The sequence below is a fragment of the Gammaproteobacteria bacterium genome (genome assembly GCA_013214945.1).
GTDB lineage: Bacteria > Pseudomonadota > Gammaproteobacteria > Enterobacterales > Psychrobiaceae > Psychrobium.
In genome coordinates this window covers 1-14,499 of sequence record JABSRT010000043.1, presented here as the reverse complement: position 1 = coordinate 14,499, position 14,499 = coordinate 1, and the positions used below count along the sequence as shown (strand labels likewise).

The 14,499-nt window shown below is 41.3% G+C and carries 4 protein-coding genes; all 4 read left to right on the top strand.

Annotation, left to right across the window (positions count from 1 at the left end):
* A partial coding sequence (locus HRU23_19885; protein ID NRA56405.1) for a tandem-95 repeat protein occupies positions 1-719 on the top strand: 719 nt, incomplete at its 5' end.
* On the top strand, positions 712-10,233 hold the full coding sequence (locus tag HRU23_19880; protein NRA56404.1) for a tandem-95 repeat protein: 9,522 nt from the start codon (positions 712-714) through the stop codon (positions 10,231-10,233). The genes HRU23_19885 and HRU23_19880, both read left to right, overlap by 8 nt.
* Before the next feature lie 191 nt (positions 10,234-10,424).
* Entirely contained in the window at positions 10,425-13,562 is a 3,138-nt protein-coding gene (locus tag HRU23_19875) for a CRTAC1 family protein (protein NRA56403.1), read from the top strand.
* Positions 13,563-13,609: 47 nt separating this feature from the next.
* A partial coding sequence (locus HRU23_19870) for a DUF255 domain-containing protein (GenBank protein NRA56402.1) occupies positions 13,610-14,499 on the top strand: 890 nt, incomplete at its 3' end.

Genomic DNA, 14,499 nt, shown 5'->3' with positions numbered 1-14,499 from the left:
GTGACGGTAATGGTGGCAGCGCGTCGGCGACGGTGACTGTTCTGGTGGTCGATACCAATCAATTACCACTGGCGCAGAACGATACAGCCAGCACCAATGATATGACCGATATAATGATTGATGTGCTGGCCAATGACAGTGATGACGATAACGATATCCTGAGCTTAGATAGCGTCAGCACCAGCCAAGGTCAGGTGCAAGTGATAGACAATCAATTACAGTACAGCCCTGAGCCTGAATATGTTGGCAGTGCACGTATTGAATATACTATCACTGACGGTCAAGGCGGGTTTAGCGGTGGCGTACTGCAAATAGATATCAGCCAAAGTAACCGAGCGCCCGAGGCCGTCGCCGATAGCGCAACAACCACCGAACGCAATAACATAACCATAGACATACTAGCTAATGACACAGATCTTGATGGTGATAATTTAACTATTAGTTTCGCCTCAGCCCAGCAGGGAGTTGTTAGCATTAGTAATAACCAGCTGGTTTATCAGCCAAAACTAGGGTTTGATGGTAATGACCTTGTTAACTACACCATAACTGATGGTAACGGTGGCGAAAGTGACGGTACGGTAGATATCACTGTAGACGCAATACCTGAAACGAAATCAGGTTCAGGAGGAAGCATGGGCATGATTCTGATAATGCTGTTAGGGCTTACTTGGATCAGGTGTTACGCCAGAAAAACACAGAACGGAATAATTAATGAATAAAATACAAAACTCTTTATTTCGATCTTTTTTTCTACTTAGATCTTGTTTTCTGCTTATTAGCTTAGCCGTGAGTTTTGAAATCTACGCTGCTCCCAATTTTACTACGGTTTTTAGTCCGACGACAATTGGGCCAGGCGCTATTACAACGCTAACTTATACTATTGATAATAGTGCTAAAACAACAGGTACTAGTGATCTGACATTTAGTAATACTCTGCCAACAGGACTCTTAATTGCCAATCCTGCTAACGCGACCTCTACTTGTACAAATGGTATTTATGTTGCAACAGCAGGTACAGATTTAGTGACCTTTAGTGGTTATCGATTAGGAGCTGGCAGTATTTGTACGTTAACTGTTGATGTAACTGGTACTACTGGCGGAGCATTCACTAATACAACCGGGGATTTATCAACCAGCGCTGGCAGTGCTGGCACAGCAAGTGCAAACTTAACCGTTGATACTGCTCGCCCTGGATTCACCTCTGAATTTTCGCCAGCTAGCATTACCCCGGGCTCAATCAGCAGGTTGAAATATACAATAGATAATTCCCCAAACAATAGCCTTAAGTTTTTTCTTATATTTTTAAATACCTTACCCACAGGGCTTACTGTTTCGTCATTCCCTGATGTATCCTCAGATTGTCCCTCACCTGATTCGATTACGGCCAATCCCGAAAGTAACGTTATTACTTTAGTAGGAGGTTTTATTCTCGCCAATATGACTTGTACTATTGAGATTAATGTAACCGCCGATTCACCTGGAACTTATTTAAATACGACAGGAAGTTTAAGTCAAAATGGTGCAGAACCAAGTGGAGCAACAACAGCTTCTTTAACTGTCACAAATCCATTTATGTATGCATCGCTGCCTGCGACGATAGCCCCAGGAAAATCAGCTAAATTAGCTTTTACTATCACTAATAATCTAGATCGAAATAATGCGGCAACTGACATTAATTTTACTGATGATTTAAATGCAGCGTTAACGGGCATGATTGCAACCGCTTTGCCTGCCGATGGCTTTTGTGGTGCAGGCTCCTCTATTTCGGGCTCTTCAACTATTACTATTTCCGGTGCAAATTTGGCAGCAGCGGCTTCCTGTAGCTTTGAGGTGACGGTACTTATTCCAAGCTATGCTCTTGCCGGCAGCTATAGCAATAGCACCAGTATTGTTTCGCTTAATTTAGGATCAACCACTAGCTCACCGAGTATAACTAACAACTTTGTTATTAATTATGCCCCTCTAGTTACGGCAACGTTTATTGATGATCCAGTAAGCCCAGAAAGTGACGTAATATTACGTTATACAATAGAAAACACCGATACAGCTAATGCAACTAGTGCCATTACTTTTACTCAGGGGCTCAATTCTTCTCTTGCCGGGCTTGAAGCTAAAATATTACCAGCGGCTGGTTCCTGCGGTGCCGGCTCTACTTTTTCTGTATTTGATGATGGTAGTGGACTTAAGTCTTTTATGGTTGATGGCGCAAATCTGGCTGCTGCTGAAAGTTGTACTTTTGATTTGCTACTTACTACTCCATCTGGAGCCACTCCAGGCACCTACGACTATTCAACCAATATGGTTAGAGCAACTGTCAATGGAGCAACTGTATATGGAACGGCCGCATCTGATAATCTCGATATTATAGCCGCCCCTGCTTTGTCTTTAGCCATTGTTGAAGATTATGTAAGCCCAGGCGCGACGATAACGGCTCAATTTACTCTTAATTATGGTGAAAATGCTATAAACAATGCAACATCGGTAGGTTTTTCTTTGGATCTTGATAGCGTACTTTCAGGGTTGATAGCAACAGATTTAAGTAAGAGCGATGTCTGTGGTGCGGGGTCTTTATTAAGCGGTACTTCAATAATCACCTTAACTGGGGCATCGTTATCAACAGATAAAAGCTGTACCTTTACTGCAACCTTACAAGTACCATCAAGCGCGACGCCGGGATCATATACGCTCCACAGTTCAACTGTCTCTGCAATTACCTCAACTGCAACCTCTTCAGGAGCAGCATGGGATCAATTCCTGGTTTCTGGATTAACATTTAGCAAGTCTTTTATCGGTGTTCCAGCGTTACCGGGATCAACTATCACATTACAATATGTTATTAGTAATGCCGCTAGTGCGTTAGCTGCTAGCAGTATCGAGTTTACTGATAGTCTTAGTGCTTCTTTAACTTCTCTTACAGCGACAGTATTACCAGACACGCCCTGTGGTCCGATTTCAACTCTGTCGGGAACAACGATAGTGGCCTTTTCTGGCGGGGAACTTCAACCCGGTGAATCCTGTACCTTTGATTTAACTTTACTGATCCCTGCTGATGCAACGACAGGTCAATATAACAGTTCGACTAGTCAGGTCAGTGCAACTGTGAATGGCAATAATACAGCTAATCCGGCTGCAAATGATGTATTAACTGTAGAGCAGCTAACAGTGGTGCTTTCAACAACCGCATCAAATCCAACGTTTGTGAGCCCTATTCCGATAAACATTGATTTTAGTCGTGCAGTAAATAATTTTTTAGTTGATGATGTCAACATCACTAATGGCACTGCCACTAATTTTTCTGGTTCTGGTCTCTCCTATACTTTTGATCTTGTGCCTGCTACCGATGGTACCCTTACCTTGGATATTGCAGCTAATGTGGCTGACGATGCCATTATTAATACCGTTAAAAATTCAGCCGCAATACCGTTATCTTTGCAATACAGTGCCATACCAACCACGCCAACGCCAAGTTTAAGCATATCGGCACCAAGTATCATTACAGCTTCTACTGGACCAGTCAGCTATTCGATTACTTACACAAACGCAGAAAATGTTAATTTAACTAATAGTGCCATTACATTAAATAAAACAGGTGCAAACGCCACTATTGCTGTAACAAATGGCCAGACTAATTCGCCTACTGTTACCCTGTCGAATATTTCAGGTAATGGTAGTTTAGGCATAAGCATTACCGAAAATTCAGCGCGAAATGGCACTAGTTTAGCTCCCTCATTTGGGCCAAGCTCTACATTTACGGTTGATAATATCAAACCTACTGTTAGCATTACTAGTACAGTTAATGATTCTATCAATACAGCCTTTACTGCCATTTTCACTTTCAGTGAAACCGTCACTGGGTTTTCCAGTGACGATATCTCAGTGGATAACGGCATTGCCGCAACGGTTTCTGGCTCTGGCTTCACCTATACTGCATTAATCACTCCCACTAGTGATGGTGCAGTTACCCTAGATGTCGCGGCAAGCGCGGCGCAGGACAGTGCTGGTAATCAGAGCAGCGCAGCGACCCAATACAGCATAATGCATGATACCAGCGCACCGACTTTGGAGATAAGCAGTGATCCAGTTGCTGCTGTCAATGGCGCCTTTACCGCCACTTTTACTTTCAGTGAAGCGGTCACAGGTTTTGATTTAACAGACATTGATGCAGTAAATTCCAGTGTCAGTAACTTTTCAGGAAGCGACCATATTTATACCGCAACCATTACCCCATCCATCCTTGGAATGGTAATATTAGATGTCGCGGCCAACGCAGTCCGAGATAGCGCAGGAAATAATAACCGTGCTTCAAGCAAATATACGCTCAATTACGATCCTACAATACCGGTGTTGTTATCGAAAACCCCTGCCCATCAAAGTACTGAAGTTTCCATTAACAATCTAACTATCACTTTAAGCTTTAATAAAGAAATGCAGCTAAAAAATGATGCTGGCATTATTGAATTGGTTAGTCTCAATGATAATGTCATTATTGAAAGTTTAGATTTGGCAACGTCAAGCCAGCAAGTGACTATAAGTGGTAATACGGTCATGCTTGTCTTTAAAAAAACCTTAGCCCCTGATAATCAATATGGTTTACGTATTAATAGCGGTATATTGAGCGATTTATATGGCAATACTTTCGCTGGCCTAAACGAGTCACAATTCAATTTCGCTACAAATAATAATGCACCTGTCACTATAGAGGATACTGCCAGTCTTGTTGAAGATGGTGCTGTTGCTATTGCTGTTCTGGCTAATGATAGCGACGCTGAAGGCTTCCTAATGCCCTCTAGTGTTACAGTTATTGTTAAGCCGGCAAATGGTCAAACTCATATTAATATCGCTAATGGTGTTATCACTTATACTCCCTCGGTTAACTTTAATGGCACCGATACCTTTAGATATCAGGTTGCTGACTTTCAGGGAGCCCTCTCGACTAGCACGCTAGTCACTATAACTATCAATGCTCAGAATGATTTGCCTACACTCAATAATGATCTGACGGTAACTCAAGAAGATACCCCAGTACTGATAGATGTATTAAAAAATGATACTGATATTGATGCCAATGATCAGCTGAATTCTGATTCCTTAGTTATTATTACTCGACCTGTTAATGGTCAGGCACAGGTCATTGATGGAAAAATTAACTACAGTCCCTTTAACAATTTTAATGGCAGTGATAGTTTTACCTATCAGGTCGCCGACAGCTTCGGTGCCTTAGGTGAAGCAGCAACTGTTATTCTCAATATTAGCGGTAGCAATGATGCCCCCGTCGCAACCGATGATATAATTACAACTAATGAAGATACTCAGGTTACGTTCAATATACTGATTAATGATCTTGATATTGACGGTGAGATAGATCCAACAACTATTAGCATTATTACTGCTGCCCGTCATGGTGAGCTCAGTATTGATCCCATCACAGCTGACATTCGCTATCTGCCGAATAAAGATTTTAATGGCAGCGATAGCTTTGGTTATGTCGTGAAAGACAGTGAAGATGCCACATCTAATGAGGCTAACGTTAGCATAACAGTGACCAGCGTTAACGATGCTCCGATCGCAAATAATGATACTGTTGTATTACTAGAAGATATGAGCCACCTTATCAATGTATTAGGCAATGATACCGATGTTGAACAAGGCATAGATCCCTCCACTGTCATCTTAGTTAGCCCACCAAGTCAAGGTCAGCTTGACCTTGACCCACTAAGCGGCAAGTTCAGCTATACACCCGCGGCTAATTTTTTTGGTGAAGATTACTTCAGTTATCAGGTAGAAGATAACCTGTCTGGTATATCCAATATTGCCAAGGTAACCTTAACCGTGCAAAGCGTGAATGATCTGCCGATTGCCAACCCGGACACTTTTATTCTGACAGAAGACACTAGCTCAAATTTCGCAGTTTTAGCCAATGATGCGGATATTGACGGTAACTTAGATGAGAGCACAATTAATATTATCGCTACAACCCAGCATGGTGAACTTACCATTACGACTAATGGCACCCTGAACTATACACCAGCGGCCAACTATGCAGGTAACGACAGTTTCAGTTACCACATAAGTGATAATGAAGGCGGCATTTCCAATGATACTGAGGTAAATATTAATATTACTTCACTAAATGATGCCCCTGCATTTACTTCAGCTCCTGCTAGTCAAGTTGATGAAGATAGCCTGTACCGCTACAGTATTAAAGTGCTTGATCCTGATGCCCATGAGGAGTTAACCATTACAGCTGTTCTGCCTGACTGGCTGGAATTAATCGATAATCATGATGGTAGTGCCCAGCTTTTAGGCACCCCAGACAACAGTCAGGTGGGTGAACATTCAATTAACTTGATAGTAATAGATAACGGCAAACTTACTGATTCTCAAACCTTTATTTTAGTGGTTAATAATATTAATGATACCCCGATCGCTAATAATCTTGAGCTTACCTTGAACGAAGACAGCCAGGTAATGATTACCCCAAGTGGCTATGATCCCGAGCTGGATAGTCTGCATTTTAGTGCACTCACACAACCCCAACATGGCCAGCTTGATACCCTTGCCGAACCTTGGATCTATATACCCAATAGCAATTTCTATGGTACTGATAGTTTTACCTATATAGCCGAAGATCACAGCAGCCAGTCGGAGGTTGCAACCGTCAGTATAAATGTAAGCGCGATTAATGATCGGCCTTTTGCCCAAAATGACTTTGCCACTATGGCTGAAAACACCAGTATAAGCTTAAATGTTTTGGCCAACGACAGTGATATTGATGGCAATATCGTCACCCTGAATTTAATAAGTCATCCGGCTTCTGGTGAGCTTATCCTGAACCCTGATAACAGCTTATTTTATACTCCAGCCTTTGGTTTTGATGGCAACATCAGCTTTAGTTATCAGGCTATTGATGAGCTAGGAGCCAGTTCAGAGCTTACCTTGGTCAATATTGCAGTGACCAATACCAATACCGCACCAAGCATAAATGGTGCACCGGCTCTGAGCATACTCAGTGGTGGGGGATATCTCTTTATGCCCGATGCTGAAGATATTGATGGCGACAGCTTAAGTTTCGCTATTATGAATAAACCTGACTGGGCCAGCTTTAATAACGCGACAGGTGCATTAACAGGGCAACCAGATAATAGCCAGGTAAATCAGTATAACGACATTCAAATATCTGTTAGTGATCCAACCGGCGCCCAAGCCAGTTTGCCCGCCTTTACCATTGACGTATTAAGTATTGATGAAACCCCGATTGCCAACGGGCAGCAACTGACTGTTGCAGAAGATACCAGTATTACCCTTAATCTGACCGGCATCGATCCCAACGGTAATAATTTAAGTTACCTTATCGTTGAACAGCCGTTACATGGGATGTTGGCCGGCGCCATACCGGCGCTGACTTATATCCCTGATGACAATTATACCGGACAAGATAACATACGTTTTAGCGTCACTAATGGTGAGCACGTCTCTCAAGTTGAGACCATTACTATCACAGTCACCCCAATCAACGATGCGCCACTAGCCAATGCCGATACCACTGAGGTGATAGAGGGCCAGTCAGTCATTATTAATCCCTTGATAAATGATACTGATATTGACGGTGATGCACTGAGCTTAGTGAGCGCTACAGCTGAGCGTGGCAGTGTGACAATTACAGATAACCAACTTAACTATCAGGCCATTGCTAACTTTGTTGGCACGACTCAATTAGTCTATACCCTAACGGATAATATGGGAGAAACGGCCCAGGCTAGCATCAATATTAATGTGTTGGTTGATATTGAATTACAAGAACCACCCCAGATCAATCTACCTGGAGCAATATCGCTCGATGCAACAGCACTCTATACCCGGGTTGATTTAGGCACTGCCAGCGCTACTGACCGTTTTGGCAACTCCTTGTCCGTCTCGCTTGATGGCACACCATTTTATAAACCTGGATCCAACGTGGCCGTTTGGAAAACCCAAGATGCTACTGGGCGCACAGCCAGTGCAGAGCAACAAGTAAATATTCGTCCGCTGATCTCATTGGATAAAGATCAGACGGTGGTTCAGGGTGAGCTGGTAACAATAAAAGTCTTGCTCAATGGTGACTCGCCGGTTTATCCGCTCACTATTCCTTATACGGTCAGCGGCAGCGCCAGCGCCGAGTTAGATCATGACTTGTCTGATGGCAACATAATAATAGAATCAGGCACTGAAGCGGAGGTAAGTTTTAATATACTGGCTGATGCAGATATAAACGAGCTTGGTAAATATATTATTATTACCCTGGATCCAACTTTAAACCGAGGCCCAAAAATTAGTCAGAAAATCCTGATCTCAGGGCAAAATATAGCCCCCAGAGTCGTCCTGAGCGCGATACAAAACGGTATTCATACTCTCGTCGTAACACAAGTTGATGGCTTAGTGGAAGTGAGCTTGTCGTTCTCAGATCCCAATAAAGACGACGAACATGTTATTGATTGGGGCGACAGTGATCGCACTCTGGTCAATCAATCATCAGATGAACTGATTTTTATCTTTGACCCGACCAATTTAAACAAGGGGCTGTACCGTGTCAGCGTTAAGGTAACAGACGATAAAGGGTTGAGTAATACAGACTTTGTATCGGTCAAAGTGATTGATACATTGCCAATTTTAACAACAGCAGACAGTGACGGAGATGGCATTCCCGATAATGAAGAAGGCTATTTTGATCAAGACGGTGATGGCATTCCAGATTATCAGGATGCAATCACCGCCTGTAATGTTTTACCTGAAATGGGTGATAATCAACAGCAGTTCTTAGTGGAAGGCGAGCTCGGTGGCTGTTTGCAACTGGGGCATATTGCATCGCTCAGCAATAATGCCGGTATTCAACTAGATCCCGCCGATATCCCGGCTGATGAAAGCACTAAAAATATAGGAGGTATTTTCGACTTTATCGCCAAAGGCTTGGCTGAAGCAGGTCAAAGCTACAATATCGTGCTGCCACAACATAATGCGATCCCAATCGGTGCTATGCTCAGAAAATTCAGTCAGGATGAACAGGGCGAGACATATTGGCGCGACTTCGTTGAAGTAGCCGATACAGATATGATCCGCTCAGCGAAAGGTGAACGGGGTTTCTGTCCACCTCCGGGGGATGGCAGTGACTGGACACCTGGCTTAAGCGAAGGCGACTGGTGCATACAACTTACCTTAAGAGACGGCGGCCCGAACGATGATGACGGCGTGGAAAACAGGGTTATCGTTGATCCGGTAACAATGGTTGTGGCTGCGAGCAATAACCAGTTCCCTGAAGCGGTGGATGATGTGGTTAATGTCACTAAAGACAGCAGTCAGGTGCAAATAAGTATACTGGACAATGATTTGGATGCCGATGGCGACATGCTCAGCGTCACCAGCATTAATGCCGATTTGGGTATCGCAGTAATCCAGGGTGATAGCGTTTTATATACAGCCCCTGCAGATTATATTGGCAGTGACCGGCTTATTTATAATATCAGTGACGGTAATGGTGGCAGCGCGTCGGCGACGGTGACTGTTCTGGTGGTCGATACCAATCAATTACCACTGGCGCAGGACGATACAGCCAGCACCAATGATCTGACCGCTATTATGATTGATGTGCTGGCCAATGACAGTGATATCGATGACGATACCCTGAACTTAGAAAGCGCCAGTACCAGTCAAGGTCAGGTACAAGTGATAGACAGTCAGTTACAGTACAATCCTGAGCCTGGGTATGTGGGCAATGTGCGTATCGAATATGTCATTAGTGATGGTCAGGGCGGGCTTGGCGGTGGCGTAGTGCGAATAGAGATTAACCAAAGCAACCGAGCACCGGAGGCAAAAGCCGACAGCGCAGCAACCACAGATCGCGATAACATAATCATTGACGTATTGATTAATGATACAGATCTTGATGATGATAATTTAACCCTTAGTGCTGCCTCTGCCCTGTACGGCACGGTAAGCATTAGTAATAATCAACTGGTTTATCAGCCGATGCCAGGTTTTGATGGTAATGACTTTGTTAATTACACCATAACAGATGGTAATGGCGGAGAAAACAACGGTACTGTGGATATCACTGTTACCGCATATCAATCAATTAAAGTTAATAGTAAGTCTGGAGGCAGCATGGGAATAATCTTTATATTGCTTTTAGGTTTTATTGGTATTGGCCGACGAACTAAAATTAACCGGGTAAACATTAATTTAAAGTATCTATACCCGTGAGCATTGGAAATGCTGGAATTTGTGGTGTGAATAAAATTCTAGGTACAAGGCGCGCGATTGACCAATAGCTGGCTATTGGGATTGAACGCAACGCCGTAGATAGGATTTTAAGCCGTTAAAAAACTTGTAGATTCACTGTTCACGGGTATATATTGGTGTAGCCTAGTATCGAGTGTAATGAGGCATAACTATTGATGTTATATGAAGTAAAAAAAACAATAACGATTAAAGTACAGATAATTATTTTTATTTTAGGTTTTTTAATTTTTGCAACGTTAATGAGCTTTAGTACTTATGCAGAAGCAGAAGCTGAAGACAACTCTCTTAATGATATTTTAAATGCCATTAATTTACTCGAAAAAAAATCAGAGCCTAAGTGTTACGCAACAGCATCTCGTCTCGAAGATTTTATGTTTGGAACTCCACTTGACAGCAATGCCCGTTTTGCTAAGAACATTCTGCAAAAAAAATTCATTGAAAACATCTGGATAAAAGCCTCAAAATTAGCGGAGACCGATGGCGAAGAAGTTGTTTTAAAGCAACATATAGCAGCAGTTATCGCCCTAGTTTTTAAGGTGACCAAAGATCAAAACAACCACTGGAAGTTAACATTTGGTCAAAACTTAAACCTCACCTTACATAAAGATGACAAGCGACAATATGCTAGCATAGCTTATTCATTAAGAGCAGTATTGGCGGTACAACAAACCGCATTAATCAATTTTGATTTTGATTTATTACCACTCACAGAAAAAGCCATAATCACTCTCAAAAACAGCTTAGATTTTTATACCCTAGCTGTACTAAAACTTGCTGATAACACAGCTAGAAAACAAAATGTAAAATTAATTACCGTCGCCAATATTAATAATATTTGGCAATCTTTAGCTAAATTTGAGAAAACACCGGATGTAGAGCCTAAACAGGATTACCAGTTAATTGTTCCAGCTTTACTTAAAAAATCAGCTGAAAAAAAACTGGCCGCTTATGCAACATATAATAAAATTAATAATCAATTGTTTTTACGTAACCTTCAGGTTTATTTTGCCAGAGTCAGCTGGCCCAGAGATAAAAAAGAATCCGATGCTATCATTAATGACTTCACTCGTTTAATGACGACTTTTAGCAAAGATTTATATCGCGGTGCACAAGAAATAGCAATGAAAAATGGGGCGTCAACGATATCTGAAAAATCTGTATATGATTTTTCAATGCAGCACATTCCGCACAAAATCAATGAATATGAAGATGCTTTATTTTTCTATAATTTAACCAAGAAACAACAAGTTTATATTGAATCTTATGATATGGACGCTTTTCGTGATGCCGGGGTTCACTGGCAATATTTGACGCAGGCAGTTTTTTCACCTAATTTCAAAACTTATCTAGAACCCGACCCTTTTGCAACGGAATTAATGGTTGAAAACATTGCGCAATATGGCGTCTTGTTATTACGTGTAGCAGGTGAATATGCAATACAACAAAATGAACAACGTCTTAAAGCTTCCCACTTAGCACAAGCACAAAAAATTATTGCATCTAAAACGACATTGCACCGCAGTGCAAAACCATACAATGAAAAAAACATTGCGTTAGCATCAGCCAAAGATCAGCCACAAAGCCAAGGCTTTTCAAATGTTACTTCCACATCAGGGATTTCTTTTGATCACCACTCTTCCGACTGGCTTAATCGTCAGTTACGCTCGTTTATTAAGAAAGATGCAGAAACGGGCATCATTACTATTCCTCCCGCGTTTGGTGGTTCTGGTGTAGCAGCAGAGGACATTAATAATGACGGCTATGTTGATATCCTTTTATTGGGAGGGAGAGGAAATAAGCTTTATATTAATCAACACGATGGTACTTTTATAGAACGAAGCGCAGAATATGGCCTCAACTGGGTACGTTCACAAGATAACCTTCCTGGTGAAGTACGTCAGCCACTTATCGCTGATATCGACAATGATGGCTGGCAAGATATCATTATTACTTACGTCAATGATCAACACCGAGTTTATAAGAATATTCAAGGTAAATATTTTGAAGATATGTCAAATATAGCTAATCTCAACGGGACTGGCTTAGTTGGCGGCCCTGCTACTTTGTTCGATTTGGATAATGATGGGGATTTAGATCTTTACATTACTTACTTTGGTAATTATATCAAAGGGGATTTACCAACATTAAAGCGCCGCAATAGCAACGGACTGCCTAATCAATTATTTGAAAATATCGGTAACTTTAAATTTAAAAATATCACTAAAAATTCAGGAATCGATAATACAGGCTGGGCACAGGCCGTCACTCATACAGACCTAAATAATGACAACTGGCAAGATCTTATTGTCGGTAATGATTTTGGGGTTAATGCTTATTATATTAATCAAAAAAACGGACGTTTTAAAGAAATATCAGAGCAGCTTGGTACCGACAAACCCTCTTATACCATGGGCATAGGTATTGCCGACCTCAATGCAGATCAAATGCCAGACATTTATATCTCAAACATAGTCACTATGAATAAAGATGAAACTTATACACTGCCCAATGAAGATACCATTTTGAAATTCAATTCGGATAAACTGGCTAGCATGCGGGTGATTGAAGCTAATGACCTGTTTATTTCGAACGATAAGCAAGGTCAACTTACATATCAGTTAAGTCAGAATGTAGCACGAGGTTATTCATCTACTGGCTGGTCTTGGGATGCTGACTTTTTTGATTATGATCACGACGGTGATGAAGACCTCTACGTATTAAATGGCATGAATGAGTTTAATATATACAGTAGTAAAAACCCTTATTATCGTGATCCTAATAATCAAGTTGTTAAACAGGCCGTAATTCCTGTTAACACTAGAGAAGAAAATGTTTTTTTTGAAAACAGTCAGGGTATGTTGAATAATAAAAGTAAGGCTTCAGGACTAGCTTTATTAAGTAATTCACGCAGCGCAAGTTATTTTGACATTGACAACGATGGTGATCTCGATATTATCGTGAATAATTATCATGAGCCCGCAGTATTATTTAACAATAACTTAAACTCTAAACATCGACACTGGCTTAAAATTAAGTTACATGGCAATCCTGCACAAAAGGTATCTCTTGATGCAATAGGTGCCAAAATAATAGTTACCCTGCCTAACGGACAAAAACTTTGGCGAGAAGTACGAAGCACCTCTGGTTATATGTCTGTTCACCCTAAAGTGCAGCACTTTGGTTTAGGTAATGCGCAAAAGGTTAACGTGACAGTTATCTGGCCAAATGGTAAAAAACAATACTTGAATGATATCAAAGCAGATCAACAGTTTGAAATTAAGTTAGATTAGCTTTATTTAGAATTGGTTTTTCATAATTAACTTTTTCAGGAGCAGCCTTGTCTCAGTTTCACTTTATTTTAGTGCTATGTTTTATATCACCCTTGAACTGGGCTCAGTCCATTTTACCGCCTATCCATGCTGATATTGAAGCCAAGACTTTTACTCAATGGCAACAAAGTTATCATCAACAACAGCAAACGATTAAGCAACTAATTATAGATACAGGCGAGCCCTGGTCACAGCCTTTGTACCTTAACAGTCTCATCAATGAAGCATCACCCTATTTACTTCAACATGCTAATAACCCGATAGACTGGCAGGCTTGGCATACCTCAACGCTTGAATCTTCACAGAAAAATCAGCAGCTTATCTTTATTTCTGTTGGATATTCAACTTGCCACTGGTGCCATGTTATGGAAAAAGAAAGTTTTAACGATCTAACTGTGGCTGCATATTTAAACAGTAACTTTACTTCAATCAAAGTGGATCGTGAAATAAACCCAAATCTTGATCAGTTTTTATCCAGCGCTTTGGAATTAGTGAAAGGCAGTGCTGGCTGGCCTATTACAGCGGTATTAACACCTCAGGGTGATCCCATCTTTTTAGAATCTTATGTCAACAAAGATAAACTTCTAAAAATGCTTAAACGGTTAAATTCAATTTGGCAAAAACGCCCCGCCACGCTCAGGCAAATAGCAAAAAATTTGTCCATTCAGATCAGAACGCAACAAACTAATGAGCCAAATCTATGGTCAGATGAAATACCAGTAAAACAGTTCAACGCTAGTATTTTAAAGCTAGATAAAGAACATGGAGGAATGTTTGGTAGTCCAAAATTTCCCGATGCTTCCCTTCTACAGTTAATGCTTTATGGCTATCAGTTAAAGCCCTCAATACTTTTAAAGCAGCAGCTTGAGTTAGTACTTAATAACTTGATGAGAGGGGG

What these genes read in the sequence shown, in the direction of transcription:
- HRU23_19880 (NRA56404.1), top strand. Translation starts at nt 712, where the DNA reads ATGAATAAAATACAAAACTCTTTATTTCGATCTTTTTTTCTACTTAGA.